This window comes from Nonomuraea ferruginea (genome assembly GCF_039540635.1).
Lineage (GTDB): Bacteria > Actinomycetota > Actinomycetes > Streptosporangiales > Streptosporangiaceae > Nonomuraea > Nonomuraea ferruginea.
In genome coordinates, this window is sequence record NZ_BAABFD010000010.1 from 107,312 (window position 1) to 123,408 (window position 16,097).

The 16,097-nt window shown below is 69.4% G+C and carries 14 protein-coding genes; 3 read left to right on the forward strand and 11 right to left on the reverse strand.

What is annotated here, in order from left to right:
• Nucleotides 1–165: 165 nt before the first annotated feature.
• The 8 genes from ABD999_RS20010 to ABD999_RS20045 form a co-directional block, all read right to left on the reverse strand.
• Nucleotides 166–1,401 carry an iron-containing alcohol dehydrogenase gene (locus ABD999_RS20010; protein WP_271279980.1) on the reverse strand — a complete coding sequence of 412 codons (1,236 nt, stop codon included), beginning with the start codon at nucleotides 1,399–1,401 and terminating at the stop codon, nucleotides 166–168.
• A 1-nt stretch (nucleotide 1,402) separates the two neighbouring features.
• Nucleotides 1,403–1,567, reverse strand: a complete 165-nt coding sequence (locus tag ABD999_RS20015; RefSeq protein ID WP_271279979.1) for a hypothetical protein — start codon at nucleotides 1,565–1,567, stop codon at nucleotides 1,403–1,405.
• Entirely contained in the window at nucleotides 1,564–3,024 is a 1,461-nt protein-coding gene (locus ABD999_RS20020) for an NAD-dependent succinate-semialdehyde dehydrogenase (protein WP_271279978.1), read from the reverse strand. The genes ABD999_RS20015 and ABD999_RS20020 overlap by 4 nt, the downstream gene beginning before the upstream one ends.
• Nucleotides 3,025–3,065: 41 nt before the next feature.
• Nucleotides 3,066–4,142, reverse strand: coding sequence for an ABC transporter ATP-binding protein (locus tag ABD999_RS20025; protein ID WP_271279977.1), 1,077 nt, complete (start codon nucleotides 4,140–4,142; stop codon nucleotides 3,066–3,068).
• Nucleotides 4,142–5,209, reverse strand: coding sequence for an ABC transporter ATP-binding protein (locus ABD999_RS20030; RefSeq protein ID WP_148032967.1), 1,068 nt, complete (start codon nucleotides 5,207–5,209; stop codon nucleotides 4,142–4,144). Before ABD999_RS20030 ends, ABD999_RS20025 begins: the two co-directional genes overlap by 1 nt.
• Nucleotides 5,209–6,120: a carbohydrate ABC transporter permease gene (locus ABD999_RS20035; RefSeq protein WP_271279976.1), complete on the reverse strand. Its 912-nt coding sequence runs from the start codon at nucleotides 6,118–6,120 to the stop codon at nucleotides 5,209–5,211. The genes ABD999_RS20030 and ABD999_RS20035 overlap by 1 nt, the downstream gene beginning before the upstream one ends.
• Entirely contained in the window at nucleotides 6,120–6,965 is an 846-nt protein-coding gene (locus tag ABD999_RS20040) for a carbohydrate ABC transporter permease (protein ID WP_271279975.1), read from the reverse strand. The genes ABD999_RS20035 and ABD999_RS20040 overlap by 1 nt, the downstream gene beginning before the upstream one ends.
• Before the next feature lie 101 nt (nucleotides 6,966–7,066).
• Complete coding sequence (locus ABD999_RS20045) at nucleotides 7,067–8,416, reverse strand: extracellular solute-binding protein (protein WP_271279974.1); 1,350 nt, start codon at nucleotides 8,414–8,416, stop codon at nucleotides 7,067–7,069.
• Between the two features lie 461 nt (nucleotides 8,417–8,877).
• On the opposite strand from ABD999_RS20045, the gene ABD999_RS20050 reads away from it, so the two are divergent.
• The 3 genes from ABD999_RS20050 to ABD999_RS20060 all read left to right on the forward strand — a co-directional run bounded on the left by ABD999_RS20050 (nucleotide 8,878) and on the right by ABD999_RS20060 (nucleotide 11,115).
• Nucleotides 8,878–9,621, forward strand: coding sequence for a GntR family transcriptional regulator (locus tag ABD999_RS20050; protein ID WP_271279973.1), 744 nt, complete (start codon nucleotides 8,878–8,880; stop codon nucleotides 9,619–9,621).
• Between the two features lie 83 nt (nucleotides 9,622–9,704).
• Nucleotides 9,705–10,274 carry a DJ-1/PfpI family protein gene (locus ABD999_RS20055; RefSeq protein WP_148032972.1) on the forward strand — a complete coding sequence of 190 codons (570 nt, stop codon included), beginning with the start codon at nucleotides 9,705–9,707 and terminating at the stop codon, nucleotides 10,272–10,274.
• A 19-nt stretch (nucleotides 10,275–10,293) separates the two neighbouring features.
• A complete protein-coding gene (locus ABD999_RS20060) occupies nucleotides 10,294–11,115 on the forward strand; it encodes an alpha/beta fold hydrolase (protein ID WP_345482827.1) in 822 nt (273 codons plus the stop codon).
• A 741-nt stretch (nucleotides 11,116–11,856) separates the two neighbouring features.
• On the opposite strand, the gene ABD999_RS20065 is transcribed toward ABD999_RS20060, so the two are convergent.
• From ABD999_RS20065 to ABD999_RS20075, 3 genes are read right to left on the reverse strand one after another with little or no spacing between them, the layout of a single operon-like run.
• Entirely contained in the window at nucleotides 11,857–14,121 is a 2,265-nt protein-coding gene (locus ABD999_RS20065; protein ID WP_271276862.1) for a phosphodiester glycosidase family protein, read from the reverse strand.
• A 29-nt stretch (nucleotides 14,122–14,150) separates the two neighbouring features.
• Nucleotides 14,151–14,957 carry a phosphatase gene (locus ABD999_RS20070; RefSeq protein WP_271276863.1) on the reverse strand — a complete coding sequence of 269 codons (807 nt, stop codon included), beginning with the start codon at nucleotides 14,955–14,957 and terminating at the stop codon, nucleotides 14,151–14,153.
• Between the two features lie 4 nt (nucleotides 14,958–14,961).
• Nucleotides 14,962–16,083: an ABC transporter ATP-binding protein gene (locus tag ABD999_RS20075; protein WP_271276864.1), complete on the reverse strand. Its 1,122-nt coding sequence runs from the start codon at nucleotides 16,081–16,083 to the stop codon at nucleotides 14,962–14,964.
• Nucleotides 16,084–16,097: the final 14 nt, after the last annotated feature.

The window sequence follows — 16,097 nt, forward strand, 5'->3', positions numbered from 1 at the left end:
TTTTCGGGCATCCATACGTCATGAGCGAAATAGCACGGTGGCCATTATGGATTTTGCGCCTTGGCCGGCCGGGTGGGCATGCGGCCGCGCGCCATGCCTGAGAATAGAGGGCTCCCGTTAAGGCATCGCTGACAATTCCCGATACTTCACATTAAAGGCCTGTCACTATTTATCCTCCGGAGTCAGGACGCGTCGGTTTCGGTCCCCCAGCCAGGCCGCTTCGAGGATCGCGGTCAGGCTGGCGGTGTCGGTCGGGCCTGGATGGTTCTGGATCAAGCGGGTGACACCACTGGCCATCTCCGCGAAGCGCGGGAGGTCAGCGCGTGCCACGCCGATGTCCGCCAAGGTGGCGGGGATGCCGATGTCGGCAAGGAGCCCGTCGAGCCAGGTGAGGAACGCATCTGCGGCCTCGGCGTCCGAGGCGTCGGTCACATCGAGCCCGCACACCTCGGCGAGGATGGCCAACCGGTCGCCGATGGCGTCCCTGGCCGCGTCCAGCGCGTAGGGCAGCAGCAGCCCGACGCCCAGGCCGTGCGGTGTGTGGGTGGCGGCTCCGATGGGGTACTGGAGGGCGTGCGGAGCCGCGTTGCCCGCGTGGGAGAACGCGAGCCCGGCCAGCATGGACCCGTAGGACATGTCCGCGCGCGCTTCCTTGTCGCCTCCGTCCCTGACGACATGGGGCAGGCTGCGGGCGATCCGTTCCGCGGCCAGGAGCGCGTAGTGATCGGTGATCGAGTTGCGGCCGAGGAAGACCTGCTCCACCGGGTCGCGTGGGCCGTGGGCCCGGGGCCGCGCGGTGTAGCTCTCCACCGCGTGGCAGAACGCGTCGATGCCGGAGTGGGCAGTGACGGTCGCCGGGCAGGTGTAGGTGAGCTCGGGGTCGACGATGGCGAAGTCGGGCACGATGTGGACGCTGGAGACCCCCACCTTCAGCTCGCGGTCAGGGTCGGTCAACACCGAGACGGGCGTGAGCTCGGAGCCGGTGCCTGACGTCGTCGGGACCGCGACGAGAGGAATCGTCGGCCCGGGCACCTTCGACTCGCCGTAGAAGTCGCGCGGCGTCCCACCATGGCACCGGATGACGCCGACGATTTTGGCGAGGTCGATCACCGTGCCACCGCCGATGGCGAGGATGGCGTCGGCGTCCACCTCTGCGGCGACCGAGACGGCCAGGGCGACATCGGCGAGTGGCACGTCGGGACTCGCGTCGGCGAACACCTCGACGACTTCGACCTTCTCCCGCACGGCGGCCACGATCTCGGCCACGCCCGGCTGCCCCAGAAGAACCCGGTCGGTCACGATGAGGACGCGCGAGCCACACTCGGCCACCACTCGCGGGATGTTCTGCGCGACCCCTTCGCCCACTATCAGCTGGCGTGGTGCGCGGACGGTCTCAAGCATGTCAGTGCCTCTCTGGAGCGTCGGCGGTGATGTGCTGGACGGACGTCCAGCTCACCTGCGAGACCGGGACGGCGATCGCCCCGTCCACCGCCGCGGCCGCGTCCGTGGCGCGCGCACCGGCGGAGCCGACGGCGTCCCCGGGCACCTGGAGCAGCGGGCCGGTCACGGTAGGTCGATCGCCGCGTAGGTGATGTCGAGGTATTCATGGATGCCCTCGTGCGACCCCTCCTTGCCGATCCCGGACTGCTTCACGCCTCCGAACGGAGCTGACGGGTCCGAGATCAGACCACGGTTGATACCGACCATCCCCGTCTCCAGCCCCTCGGTGAACCGGAGCGCCCGCTGGAGGTCGCGGGTGAAGACGTATCCGACGAGGCCGTGCTCGGTGTCGTTGGCCTTCGCCATCACCTCGTCGTCGGAGGTGAACGAGATGATCGGCGCCACCGGGCCGAAGATCTCCGTTGCCAGCATCCGCGCGTCCTCGGGCACGTCGACGAGGACCGTGGGCGGGTAGAAGTGGCCCGGCCCGTCCGGACGCCCGCCGCCCACCAAGACACGGGCGCCGCGATCGACCGCGTCGGCGACGAGCTTGTCGATCTTGGTGACCGACGCCTCGTCGATCAACGCCCCGACGTCCACGCCGTCGTCGAGACCGTGGCCCATCGAGAGCGCGCCCATCCGCTCGGCGAAGCGCGCCGCGAACTCCTCCCGTACGGGCTCCTCGACGTAGATGCGGTTGGCCGCGATGCACGATTCCCCGATGTTGCGCATCTTGGCCACCATGGCACCGTCGAGCGCGACGTCCAGGTCCGCGTCGGCACACACGATCAAGGCCGCGTTGCCGCCCAGCTCCATGGAGGTGCGCAGCACGTTGCCCGCCGCCTGCCGGAGGAGCACGCGCCCGACCTCGGTCGACCCGGTGAACGAGAGCTTGCGGGTCCGGCTGTCGGCCAGCAGCGCTGAGACCACCTCGCCGGCGCGCCTGGTCGTCACGACGTTGACGACGCCCGGGGGAACTCCGGCCTCCTCCATGATGCGGGCCAGGAACAGCATGGTGAGTGGCGTCTGGGCCGCCGGCTTGGTGATCGTCGTGCAGCCCGCCGCCAGCGCAGGAGCGATCTTGCGGGCGCCCATGGCCAACGGAAAGTTCCAGGGCGTCACGAAGACGCACGGTCCGACCGGCTTCGGCACGGTGAGGATGCGATATCCACCAGCGGGAGCGGTGTTGTAGCGCCCCTCGACGCGCACCGCCTCCTCGGCGAACCAACGGAAGAACTCGGCGCCGTAGGCCACCTCTCCCCGGGCCTCGGCGAGCGGCTTGCCCATCTCGAGCGTTATCAGCCGGGCGACCTCCTCGGATCGCTCGGTCAGTGCCCGGTACGTCGCGGTCAACAATTCTGACCGTTTTCGCGGCGGGGTCGCCGCCCACTCCGTCATCGCCTCGCCGGCCGCGTCCAGAGCGACGAGCCCGTCGACGACGTCGGCGTCCGCCACCTCGGCGATGGTCTTGCCTGTGGCCGGATCCTCGACGACGAAGGTGGCTCCGCCGGCGGCGTCGCGCCAGGCGTCGCCGATCCGGAGCCGCCGGTGCTCGGGGGCCAGGACGTTCATCGGGTCACTCATTGCGTCGCCTCCTGTGATGTTCCTGGTGCTGTCCGGCGTGACTACCGCCCGGCCTCGGACAGCGCCAGCCCGGTGCCCGCGTCGAACAGGTGCGCGCGGTCCAGGTCGACCGTGACGAGCAGCCGCTCGCCCGGCGTACCGGTGACGGTGGCTCGTGCCTTGACCTTGAGGATCTCCGTCCCCACTCGGACGTCGACCACCGTCCGGTCACCGAGCGGCTCAAGGCCGTAGAGCTCACCTGACAACGACGCGTCCCCCCGCTGCTCGACGGACAGGTCCTCCGCGCGCAGGCCCAGCAGCAGCGGACGACCGTCCTCGGCCGTGGTCCAGCGGGGCCGCGGCAGCGTCCAGCCTTCCGCCCCGACCAGACGATCTCCCTCGGCGTGGCAGGGGAGCAGGCTGATCGGCGGGCTCCCCACGAATCCCGCGACCCACTGATTGGCCGGACGCTCGTACACCTCGGTCGGCGTTCCGACCTGTTGCACCTTCCCCTCCTTGAGTACCGCGACCTGGTCGGCCATGGACAGGGCCTCGACCTGGTCGTTGGTCACGTAGACGAAGGTCGCTCCGAGGCTCCGGTGGATGCGGGCGAGCTCGGTGCGCATCTCGACGCGGAGCTTGAGATCGAGGTTCGTCAGCGGCTCGTCCATGAGAAACGCGCGAGGGCGGCGTACCAGCGCCCGGGCCAGGGCGACGCGCTGCATCTCGCCGCCCGACAACTGCGCCGGACGGCGCCGCAGCAGACGTTCGATGTGCAGCAGGCCCGAGATCCGCTCGACGGCGGTGGCGATCTCGCTCGCCGAACAGCGGCGTGCCCGCAGCGGGGAAGCGATGTTCTCGTACGCCGTGTGTCGCGGGTAGAGGGCGTAGTTCTGGAAGACCATGGCCAGGTCGCGTGCGGCCGGGGTGTCACCGGTCGCGTCCCTCCCGTCCAGATGCACCGACCCGGCGTCCAGCTTCTCCAGGCCGGCGATCGCTCGCAGGGTCGTCGTCTTGCCTGCCCCGGAGGGGCCGAGCACGACGAAGAACGATCCGTCGGGCACGTCCAGCGTCACCCCGTCCAGGGCCTGGACCTTGCCGAAGGACTTGCGCAGCCCGTGCACTGCCACGGTTCCCATCAGGCCACCAGCTCTTCCGTGCTCACGTCGTAGACCGCCGGGGTCCCGCCGATGTGCCGCAGCCCGACCGGCGCGTCAGCGGCGAAACGGACAGTCGGTGGCATCCGAACCCGTACGTCGTGCCGGCCGCCGTGGTCGACCACGTAGATGATCTCGTCGCCGAGCCACTCCGCCGAGACCAGGCGGGCCGGGACCGAACGTTCCGCCCCTGGTTCTGTGACTTCCAGCGCCTCCGGCCGGACGCCCGCGACCAGGCGACGGTCGCGCGGCAGGCCTGGCGGTGGCGTGAAGACCAGTCCGTCCTTGCTGCGCAGCTTCCCGTCGGCCACCTCCACCTCGATCAGGTTCATCGGCGGGGAGCCGATGAACGCGGCGCAGAAGAGACTCGCCGGACGGTCGTAGACCTCCAGCGGCGTGCCGATCTGCTCGACGCGGCCCTTGTTGAGAATGGCGATTCTGTGACCGAGCGACATGGCCTCGACCTGGTCGTGGGTGACGTAGACCATCGTCGTCCCCAGCTCCCCCTGCAGGTGCTTGATCTCCGTGCGCATGTCCGCTCTCAGCTCCGCGTCCAGATTGGTGAGAGGTTCGTCCATGAGGAATGCGCGCGGCCGTCGCACCAGGGCGCGGGCAAGCGCGACGCGCTGCTGCTCCCCGCCGGACAGCCGGCGCGGCCGCCGGTCCAGGAGCGGGCCGAGCCGCATCAGCCGGGCGGCCTCGTCGACCCGTTCGCGTACCTCCGCCTTGGGCAGTCCCTCGGCCCGCAGGGGGAACGCCAGGTTGTCGCGGGTTCTCAGATGCGGGTAGAGAGCGTAGAACTGGAACACCATGGCGATGTCGCGCTCGGCGGGCGGCAGGTCGTTGACCAGCGTGTCGCCGATGCGGATGTCGCCCGTCGTCTGCCTCTCCAGGCCGGCTATGGCCCGCAGCGTGGTCGTCTTGCCGCAGCCCGAAGGACCGAGCATCACGAACAGCTCGCCGTCGCGGATGGACAGGTCCACGTGATCGACCGCGACCGTCCCGTCCGGGTAGCGCTTGTGCAGGGCTGTCACCTCGATGCCCGCCATCAGCGTCGCACCGCCCCGAGCGTCACACCGGCGACGAGGTGCTTGCGCACCAGGTAGGCGAAGACGAGCACCGGCAGGGCGAACACCACGGAGGCGGCGGCCACCAGACCCCAGTCCACGGTGGTTCCGCCGATGAGGCCGGCGATGGCGGGTGGGGCCGTCCGCACGCTGTCGCTGGAGGTGAGGAAGATGGCGAACACGAACTCGTTCCACGAGAAGATGAGGGCGAAGACCGCCGTCGCGGCGATGCCGGGCAGGAGCAGGGGAAGGGTGAATCGCCAGAACGCCTGCAATCGGGTGTAGCCGTCGAGCATGGCGGCATCCTCGTACTCCGCGGGCACCTCGTCGACGAACCCCTTCATCATCCAGATCGTGAACGGGACGTTGAACGCGGCGTAGATGAGGATCAGGCCGAGCTTGGTGTCGATGAGCCCGACTTGGCGGTACATGAGGAAGATCGGGATCACGACCACCACGGGCGGCATGAAGCGGGTGGACAGGATGAAGAACAGCTGGTCCTTCTTGGCCTTCACGGCGAAGCGTGAGTAGGCCCAGGCCGCCGGGACCCCCAGCACGGTGGCCAGCGCCGTGGAGGCCCCGGCGACCACGACGGAGTTGAGGAACGCGACGGACAAGGTCGAGCGACCGCCGCCGGAGGCGACGAACACGTCCTTGAAATGGTCCAGGGTGACCTGGAAGTCGAAGAACTTGGCCGGGATGGCGTAGACGTCCCGGTTCTCCTTGATGGACGTCTCGATCATCCACAGCACCGGGAAGAGCATCACGACGGCCAGCACGGTCAGCAGCGCGACCTCCAGCACGGAGCGGCCCCGGCCGCCGAAGCGGCGCGCGAGGGGCGTGCGATCCCTGGCAGGACGCGTGGACACGGCCTCGTCGACGGAGACTGCCATCAGTCCTCCTTGAGCTTGTTCAAGTAGCGCAGGTAGAGCTGCGTGAGGACGATGACGACGAGGACCATCAGGATCCCGTACGCCGAGGCGGTTCCGGTGTTGAAGCCCAGGAACGCGACCTTGTAGACGTGGAACGACAACGTCTCGGTGGAGACCCCCGGACCTCCGCTGGTGAGGATGTAGACGAGGTCGAACAGCCGGAAGGCCTCGATGGCCCTGAACAGCACGGCGATGAGGAGCAGCGGCCACACCAGCGGAAGAGTGATGGTGCGGAACCGGAACCACTCGGACGCCCGATCGATCGAGGCGGCCTCGTACAAGTACTTGGGAACCGCGGTGAGGCCCGCGAGTGCGATGAGCATGATGAACGGCGTCCACTGCCAGGTGTCGACCAGGATCAGGGAGATCAGTGCCGTTCGCTGCCCGGTGAGCCACTCCACCTGCCCCAGGCCGAGCGAGCCGAGCATGCTGTTGATCACGCCGAACTGGGCGTCGAGCATGAATCGCCAGAACAGCCCGACCACGACCGGCGACAGCATCATCGGAACCAGGAACAGCGTGGTCAGCAGTCCCCGCCCGTGCGTGCGCCGTGAGATCAGGTAGGCGATGGCGAAACCGAGCACGGTCTGCAGGGTGACCGCGCCGACCACGTAGATCAACGTCGTCAAGGCCCTCAGGTGGACCTGCTCCGAAGCCAGGATGGCGGTGTAGTTGCCGAACCCGACGAAATCGGCCGGCCCCCCGCGGGTGGCCGAGTAGTCGGTGAAAGACAGGTACAACGCCCACAGCAACGGGAACACCGACATGGCGAGCAACAGCAGCAGCGCGGGCGAGGTGAAAGCCACAGCGAGCCCGCGGTCGCTCAGGCGGCGGGACCGGCCCGGTGCAGGCGGCGTCGCGGACGCCACCTGCCCGGGCTGGTCGCTCGTCAGGGGGGCGGAGTCACTCACAGTCCGCCGCCGCCCTTGCTGTCACTGGAGTCGAGCACGCTCTGCTGCTCCTTGGCGATGTCGTCGAGCGCCTCCTTCGGCGTCTTCGCACCGTTGAGAGCCGCGTTCACGTTGGTGTTCTCGATGTCGACGAGGCGCGCGTACTCGGGCACATTCCACATGTCCCGCATCCGTGGCACCGAGTCGGTGTACACCTGGTTGAACGGCGCGGCGTTGAGGAACTCGGGTGACTCCAGGGCGTCCGTACGCGATGGCACGCCACCGGCCGCGGCCCACTTCTTCTGGATGTCAGCCTGCTCGAACCACTTCATGAAGTTCAGGGCCTCCGCCTGGTTCGCCTCGGGGGAATAGGCCGACACGTGCATCCCCATGCCGCCGAGAGGCACCAGGTTCGTCTTCTGACTCGGCAGGGCGGCGAAACCCAGCTTGTCGAGAATCTCCTCCCGCGTGGTGCCGAGCGTCGACTGCTTCGGGTCGAGCAGGCCGCCGCTCGCGGCGATCCAGTTGAACGCGATGCATGCCTTGCCCTGGGCGACCGCCGCGTTCACCTCGTCGATGAACCAGTTGCCGGAGCCCTTGGCGGTCAGCGGCTTCATCTTGTTGACCAGGACGTCCATCGCCTCCTGGCCCGCGGCGTCGTTGAGGACTCCGTCGATCTTGCGCGTCTTGGGGTTCCAGAGGTTGCCGCCGTAAACGCCGTTGACCGTGTTGTAGGTGACGGCCGCGGCGTCGGAGCCGTTGGCCTGGTGGAAAGCCAGCCCGCTGACGCCGGGGTTGTCCGCCTGGCACTTCCCGGCGACTGAGATCATCTCGTCCCAGGTCTGCGGTGGCTTGTCGCCGATCAGGTCCTTACGGTAGATCATCGTCCAGGTGTCGCCGAGCAGCGGCAGTCCGTACAGGCTGGCGTTCTCGTCGCGCTTCCCGGTCTCCGCCTGGGGGAACTGGCCGTAGGCCGCCAGGAGGTACGGGTTGTAGGCCTCGACGTCGATGTTCTGCCGGACGAAGTCGGTGATGTCCAGGATGTTGCCGTTCGTCACGGCCTCGCCGATGTGTTGCGAGTCCAGGATCGGGATGTCGAAGTCGGTCTTGTGCGCGGCGAACTGGGTGAACATCGCGTCGTGCCAGTTCGCGTTCGGCACGGTCTTGACCTTGACGGTCACGTTCGGCCGCTCCTTGGCGTACTCCGCGTTCGCGAAGTCTTCCAGCGCGTGGGCGGGGGGCCAGTCGAACCAGATGAAGCTGAGGGTCAGCGGATCCTTGGTGAGCTCCGGGATGGTCGCCGGCGCCTTGGGGGCGCTGTCGTTCTGGCCGCCGCCGCAAGCCGCCACGGTCGTGGCCAGTAACATGGCCGCCGTCGCAAGCCCCACCTTTCGGCCGGGAACGGACAGTCGTCCTCTTCGCTTGGGATACCGCATCTTCTTGCCTGCTTTCTGGGCGGGGACTTCGGGAGCCTTGCTGCGTGCTTCGCCGACCGGTTGCTGGGTTGTCCAGGCGTGTCGCCGGCTGTCGCAGGGGCTGACCCGCAGGCCGGCGTCACGCGTACGGCGCGACGTGATGGGACTTTGAGCAGGCGAGAAGTCCTTCGGCCCTTGTGCGGCCCGGCGGCGAACCGAGCAGGACGTCGAGCATGCTCATGGAAGCTCCAACTGATCGAAGCGGAGCGATGGCGGACGGTTCCCCGATGAGTGACGGATGGCTGACATCCGTCACCTTTCCTATACGATCCGGTGGGGAGCGTCAACATCCCGCAGTATGGCGACCGATGTCAACATGGTCCCGAAGACGCAAGAAAGGACCTCACGTCACGATGGACGACGAAGCGGTGATCGCTGGGCGCCATGAGGCCATGCCGGGCGGAACGCCGCCGGGAAGATCTCGCGGCCGGCTTGCCGACGAGGTGTACGACGCGCTGCTCGGACAGATGATGTCGCTACGGATAGAGCCCGACTCCCGCGTCACGATCGACGTCCTGGCACGGGAGCTGGGGGTCTCACAGACGCCGATCCGAGACGCTCTGAACCGCATGGAGGCCGAGGGCCTGGTCGTGCGTGTGCCCCATGCCGGCTATCGCATTCCTCCCCAGATCACCCGTCACCGGTTCGAGGACATGCTGGAGGTCCGCCTGCTCCTCGAGCCGGCAGCGGCGCGCAGATCCGCCGAACGCGCATCCCCGCAGCAGGTGGCCGACATGCGACGCATGCTTGAGGACATGGCGGAGCTGGAGGGGGGCAAGGGCCCCATGGCCTACGGCGCCTTCGGGCTGCGCGACGCCGCTCTTCACGATCTCGTCGCCTCGAGCGCGGAGAACCGGGTCATCCGCGAAACGCTCGCTCGCCTGCACACGCACGTGCACCTGTTCCGGCTTCACCGCGACGCCCAGGTCACTCACTTGGCCATGGCCGAGCATGAAGAAGTCGTGGCCGCGATCGCCGCGCGCGACCCCGACGCCGCCGCCTACGCCATGCGTCGGCACATCCTGCGGTCCGGCGAGCGGTTCCAGCGACTGTTCGACGAGGCGGAGGCCGCGGAAGGAATGGCGGAAGAGGCTTGACGGGCGGGCTGCGCCGGGGAATGCTAACTCAAATCCGATCGGATCGGATCCACCTCACCCGCCCCGGATGCGAGGAGAAGCAGGTGCCCAGAGCGCTGCTGCTGACCGGCGACGCCGCCGAGGAGCTCGACACCATGTATCCCTACTATCGTGTGCAGGAGGGCGGCTGGGACGTTGATGTCTCGTCACGGACGATGCGTGACGTTCAGCTGGTCATCCACGAGTTCGACCCCAACTCCGACGCCTACGTGGAGAAGAACGGCCGGAAGTTGCCGGTCGACGTGCCCTGGGCCGAGGTCGACGTCGAGCGCTATGACGCCCTCATCATCCCTGGGGGACGCGCCCCCGAGTGGATCCGGGTCGACGCCGACGTCAGGCGCATCACCGAGCACTTCTTCGCGCGCAACCTCCCGATCGCGCTGGTGTGCCACGGCGCGCAGGTGCCGGCTGTGTACGGGCTGCTGAAGGGTCGCAAGACGGCGTGCTTCCCTCCCATCACCGGTGACATGGAGAACGCGGGCGCGACCGTCATCGACGCTCCCGACGTCGTGGACGGCAACCTCGTCTCCTGCCGGGGGTGGCCCGACATGCCGCAATTCGGCAGGGCGATGATGGAGGTCTTCTCGAAGTCCCTCAACTCCGCATCGGCATGAGCGCGCCTGGCCTGTCCCGGTGACGGCCCTGCGGACCGTCACCGTCGACGGCTCCCCCATCCACGTCCTGGAGAGCGGCACCGGGCCTGCGGTGCTGATGCTGCACGGCTCCGGACCCGGTACGACCGGATCCGGAGCCTGGGCGTCAACGGCACAGGCACTGGGCACGTCCCGGCGCCTGGTGGCTCCTGACCAGGCCGGGTTCGGCCGCACACCGATCCCGGCGGGCTCCAGGGGCGGGCTCCGGCTGTGGACGGAGCAGGCCGCGGGTCTGATGGATGCTCTCGGTGTCGAGCACTACGCCGTGGTGGGCCACTCCATGGGCGGTGCCGTGGCGCTGGCGTTGGCGGCCGCGCGTCCCCGGCAGGTCACCCATGTCGTGGCGGTCTCGACGATGGGCGCCCCCGGGGCGCCGCTGTCCGCCGAGCTCGACGCGATCTGGGCCGCCCCCGCCGGCCCGCCCGGGGCACGGGACATGTTGAGTCGCCTCGTCTTCGACCAAGCGCTCGTGACCGAGTCGGCCGTCGCTGCCCGTGCGGCCGCGATGCGAGCGGGGGCGGCCGCATTCGCGTCGTTGTTCCCTCCCCCCAGGGCACGCTGGGCCGACGACCTCGCCCTCTCGGAGCGAACGCTGGCAGGGATCCGCGCGCCCGTGCTGCTCGTCCACGGCGCCGAGGACCGAGTCACCCCGCTCGGGACGGCAGCCCTGCCCCTGCTCGAACGCCTGGCCGATGTCCGTCTGCACGTGTTAGGCCGGTGCGGGCACGTGCCTGCGCTCGAACACCCGCACGACTTCAGGCAACTCCTGTCGTGCTTCCTCGGCCGGGAACAAGGTCCCTGATCGCTGCGACAGGTCCGCAGCCCGTACTCAAGTGCCGTTGTCGCTGTCGAGCACCTCCGTCACGCGGGCGCGAACGCCGGCCGGTGACGGTCCGCCCCGCAAGGGGTAGAGCACATCGCCCGCCACCCCCGCATCCGAAGCCGTGGCGAAGGTCCCGCGGATGACCCGTCCCGGCGTCACGAAGGAGATCCGCGGGCCCGTGGAACCCCGCCCACCCGGCGCGACAGCCGGGCAGCCACGCTGACCACAGCGGGGCAATCGACCTCCGGCCGAAGACCTCAGCCGACCAACTCAAGGTCGAGAAAGAACGAGGCCAGGCGATCCGCAGAGCGACTGAGACTGCGTACTTCCCGTCTGATTGATCTGGTCCGAGTCAGATCGTCTTTCGGCTGCCGACACGCGTCACTCCTTGACATCGCCCGAGCTTCCTATTGAAGGGATGGAAAATCGCCAACGATCGGGGTGATCAGCCATCCCATTCGCGATGAACCGCTCGGCGCTGTCCGACACGGTCCAGGCGGACCTCGCAGGATGGGGCAGGCCAGGACGCGGTCGCGGAAGTCGTCGAAGCGGGCGTCGTCCCGCCATACGGGCAGCAGGAACAGGCCGGCCAGCGGGACGATCGCCGCTGCGGACGAGCAGCCCCACACGATGCGCACCGGAACCTCCTCGGGGGCTGTCCATCGCACCGATGGCAGGGCCGTCACCGGGCGCGGCACCAGAGGTGCCGCGCCCAGCCGGTCAGCCGGCGGCTACGGCGGTCAGTTCGTCCAGGACCAGGGTGCCGGTGTAGCGGGCGTCAGGGTTGATCTCGTTGAAGAAGATGCGGCGCAGGCTCACCGGGTACGCCATGGTGTCCGGCAGGTCGTACGTGATCTGCTGCCACCCGGGTTCGGTGATGAAGGCGGGTTCGATCGTGTGCAGGGTGCCGTTGCGGTCGACGACCTCCAGGCGGGTCCGCTGGTCGTGGCCTTCGGACTTCACCCACAGCTTGAACGCCGTCGGCCGGCCGGCCACCGGGAGGAGGTTGGCGGACGGCCAGATGCCGACGCCGCGCGTCGCGGTGCTCTGGGTGAAGTCGTAGTCCAGCTTCAGCCCGTTCCCGACGTGGCCGTCAGGGGTGGAGGAGGCGGTGCCGGTGGCGCGCAGGCTCCAGAAGTCCCAGTTCGAGGTGTCGTCGAAGGTGTCCACGACGTCCTGGGACGTCCCGACGCCGACGACCAGCTCGGTCCGCACGCCGCCGGCGGACACCGTGACGACGTGCTCGCCCTCGGCGGCCCGCGCGGTGACGGTGAACGCGCCGGTGCCGGCCGCGGTCACGTCCAGCGCCGCCTTGTCGTAGGTGAGGTGGACGTCGGCGGGGTCGATGGGGGCCGCGTACCCGGCGGAGTCCGAGCCGTTGACCTCGAAGGTTCCCTGGGCGCCCTTGTCCAGCAGGTTGATGCGGCGGGTGTCGGTCTCCAGGCGGGCCAACCGGCCCAGCACGGTGAGGTCGATGTCTCCGGCGGCCTTGCCGTGCTCGGCCGTCACGGTCGTCTCGCCGGACGACAGCGCGCGGAAGACGCCGTCGCGGTCGACCCGGCCGATCCGGCTGTTCTTGACCCGCCACTGTGGCTTGATCTTGCGCGGCACGCCGGCGGGACCGTACGTCTCGTCGTACGCGGCGGCCGTCAGCCGGCGGGTCAGTCCGGGGAAGACCCGCTCGGTACGCCACGACGCGGCGGCCTCAGGCCCGGGGAACCGGTCGCGTTCCGTCGCCGTGCTCACCCAGAAGCCCTTGGCCTTGCCGCTGCCCTTGGGCAGGAACATGGCCAGCCCGGTCGGCACGGGACGGGTGCCCGCCGCGTCGGACGGCCGGTTGACGAGGTCGGCCTGCTTCTGACCGGGTTCGCGCACGACGAGCGTCGTCGAGCCGCCGCCGTCGAGGTTGAGCGCGCTGTGGGCGCCCAGATCGACCATCATCTCGGCCAGCTCGTTCAGCCCGATGCCGCGGGAGAACTCGGGCTGCCGGCCGTCCACTGCGACCAGCCACATCTTGGTCCCGTCGGCGGAGAATCCGACGGCGGTCCTGGGCTCCGGCGTGTTGTTCTCGGGCGGAAGTTCGAGCGGCTTGCCGTCCGCGACGATGAGCTGACGTCCGCTCACGGCCGCCTTGACCTTCATGTCGCCGGGAGCCCGTAGGGCATAGTCCACGGAGACCGGGTCGCCGACCCGCAGCGAGGACAGCGCGTCGGCACCGGCCTCGCGTCCCACCAGCACGAACGCGCCTTCGGCGATCGCGCCCTCGCGGGGAACGTCCACCACCTCGGCCACGACGCCGTCGCGCACGACCACCTCGATGGTCCGCGCGACGCCCCTGACCGGATGGCAGCGGCAGTACGTGCCCCAGACCGGGGTGAACATCCCGATCTGGTCCTTGAGCAGCTCGGCCTTGTTGAGCGCGTCCAGCGGGACGGTCCTGCCGGGCAGCTTGACGGTGCCCTCGAAGACGATCTCGCCGATGGCGCCGACCTGGTCCTCGGAGAACATCACCGCGGTCTGGTTCGTCTGGGTCGCCTTGGTGTTGGGCAGCGGCGACTGCAGCAGCTCGCCGTCCTGGACGGCCACGCCCCAAGGCGCGCCGGAGGCGGCGATGTCGAAGTAGTCGGCGTTCGTCGCCGCGATGGCGCCCGCTTCGCGCGCCATGTCGAGCAGCGGCCGCCGCGCGGCGACCTGGCCGGGGAACAGCCGCCCGATCTGCACGCCGGCCTTGAGGTCGACGGACATCTGGTACGTCTGCAGCCAGCCGGGCTCCCCGGTGGCGCCGTCGGGCCCGTACAGCTCGACCGTGCTCAGCTCGACACCGGGAGCGACCGGCCGGGTCTCGCGGTAGGTCTCGGTGCGGCCGTCGAGGACGCCCACGACGGCGGGCGCGGCGGCGGGCGCCGGCGTCCCCGCGTACGCCGGCCCGGTCAGGACCAGGGCGAGAGCCGCCGATAACAGGGCAGAGGGGACTTTCCATCGCATCAAACCGTGACGGGACATGACCATCCTCCTCAAACAGCGATACCGGTCGCGCGCCGGAGCATGTACGCGGTCACCGGCGCGAACTCGGCGGGCGTGAAGTTGTCCTCGATCGGCAGGACGTGCTCGTGCCGTCCCCTGGCGCGCGCCAGGAACAGGGCGATGTCGTTGGCGTCGGCGATCGACAGCGTGTGCAGGCCGGCCGCGATCGCCGCGCCCGCCATGCCGTGGTCGGCGATGACGAGATCGATCCGCACGCCGCCGGCGGCCACCGCGGCGATCATGGCCTCCATGTGGTCGGGCCGGTGGGTGTGCAGGATCGCCTCGTCGTGGAAGGCGCACGCGACCCCGCCGAAGAAGCGGATCCCCGTCTCGCCGGCGGCGTGGGCCCCGACGGCACGTTCGAGCCGGTGGTCGTCGAGGACGCGGACGATCTGGTTGCCCGCGTTCCGTAGCGCGCGCGCCAGGTCGGCGTAGTGGTCGAGCAGCCCGGTCGGGTGCCCGGTCGCCAGCAGCACCGTGCCGCCGCCGTCCCGCAGGAAGGGGGCGAGGGCGTCGGCGTGCGCCCTGATGCCGGCCAGCGTGTGCTCGGGCGCGATGTACCCGAGCTCGGGGTCGCCGTCCGTGATGCGGTCGCCGATGCCGGCCTCGACGACGGTCACGACCTCGTCGATGGACGCGGTACGCCAGTCCTCCAGGCCGAAGGTGTTGTCAGGGTCTCCTTCGAGCATCTTGTGCGCGTACGCCAGTGACTGCCGGCGGACGGTCCTGATGCCACCGGACAGGCTCCGCTCGACGAGCAGGTCGCGCAGGTCCGCCGCTTCGTGTGCGATGCCCATGCGGTCAGCTCGCCGCGACCGCTACGACGGGCCGGGCGGCGGCTGCCGGTGGGCGCCACGCGCCCTCGACCCTGGGGAACGCCCGCGCCGCTCCCTCGCCGATGCTCAGCCGGACGTTCGCCCCCGGCGACCAGCCGCTCTGGGCGGAGTGCACGATCACCACCGAGCCGCCGGCCTCGACGTAGGTGCGGACGACCGGGCCGAGGAACTGCACGTCGCGGACGACGCCGCGCAGCACCCCCGCACCGGGGGCGTCCTCCTCACTGAGCGACACGTCCTCAGGGCGTACGGACACATCGACGGGCGAGCCGGGCGAGACGGAGGACGACGTGCTCGCGGGCGTCGCGCGGAGCACCGCTCCGGCGACGTTCACCTCCCACGACTCGTCCGACCCGCCGGCGTACTCCCCCGCCAGCCAGTTCGTGATGCCGACGAAGTCGGCGACGTACCCGTTGGACGGGGCCAGGTAGATCTCGTGCCCGCTGCCGAGCTGTTCGAGCGAGCCGTCCTTCATGACGGCGATCCGGTCGCCCAGGGCCAGCGCCTCCTCCTGGTCGTGGGTGACGTAGACGATCGTCGTCCCGGTGTCGCGCTGGATCTCGCGCAGTTGGGTGCGCAGCTGGATGCGGGTCTTCGCGTCGAGGTTGGACAGCGGCTCGTCCATGAGCAGCACCGACGGCCGGATCGCCAGCGACCGGGCGACGGCGACGCGCTGCTGCTGCCCGCCCGAGAGCTCGTTCGGCCGCCGGCCGCCGAGTCCCGTGAGGCCGACCAGGTCGAGCGCCTCCTCGGTACGCCGGGCCCGCTCGTCCTTGGCCAGTTTCTGCGCCTTCAGCCCGAACTCGATGTTCTCCGCGACGGTGAGGTGCGGGAAGATCGCGTAGTCCTGGAACACCATGGACGTCGGCCGCGCGTCGGGGCCGTACCCTGACACGTCCACGCCGTCGATGAGCACGCTCCCGCTGTCCGGCTGGATGAACCCGGCGATCATCCGCAACGTGGTGCTCTTGCCGCACCCGCTGGAGCCGAGGAGGCAGAGGAACTCGCCGCGGCCGACGACGAGGTCGAGGTCGCGTACGGCCGGCACCCCGTCGAACGACTTGCACAACGACTTCAGTTCGATCATGGAATCTCCATCAG

Bases quoted from the DNA above. Each gene is read 5' to 3' on its own strand.
- ABD999_RS20065 (WP_271276862.1), bottom strand. From the start codon at position 14,121: ATGCGATGGAAAGTCCCCTCTGCCCTGTTATCGGCGGCTCTCGCCCTG.
- ABD999_RS20045 (WP_271279974.1), bottom strand. From the start codon at position 8,416: ATGTTACTGGCCACGACCGTGGCGGCTTGCGGCGGCGGCCAGAACGAC.
- ABD999_RS20010 (WP_271279980.1), bottom strand. From the start codon at position 1,401: ATGCTTGAGACCGTCCGCGCACCACGCCAGCTGATAGTGGGCGAAGGG.
- ABD999_RS20070 (WP_271276863.1), bottom strand. From the start codon at position 14,957: ATGGGCATCGCACACGAAGCGGCGGACCTGCGCGACCTGCTCGTCGAG.
- ABD999_RS20050 (WP_271279973.1), top strand. From the start codon at position 8,878: ATGGACGACGAAGCGGTGATCGCTGGGCGCCATGAGGCCATGCCGGGC.
- ABD999_RS20025 (WP_271279977.1), bottom strand. From the start codon at position 4,142: ATGGGAACCGTGGCAGTGCACGGGCTGCGCAAGTCCTTCGGCAAGGTC.
- ABD999_RS20075 (WP_271276864.1), bottom strand. From the start codon at position 16,083: ATGATCGAACTGAAGTCGTTGTGCAAGTCGTTCGACGGGGTGCCGGCC.
- ABD999_RS20030 (WP_148032967.1), bottom strand. From the start codon at position 5,209: ATGGCGGGCATCGAGGTGACAGCCCTGCACAAGCGCTACCCGGACGGG.
- ABD999_RS20020 (WP_271279978.1), bottom strand. From the start codon at position 3,024: ATGAGTGACCCGATGAACGTCCTGGCCCCCGAGCACCGGCGGCTCCGG.
- ABD999_RS20035 (WP_271279976.1), bottom strand. From the start codon at position 6,120: ATGGCAGTCTCCGTCGACGAGGCCGTGTCCACGCGTCCTGCCAGGGAT.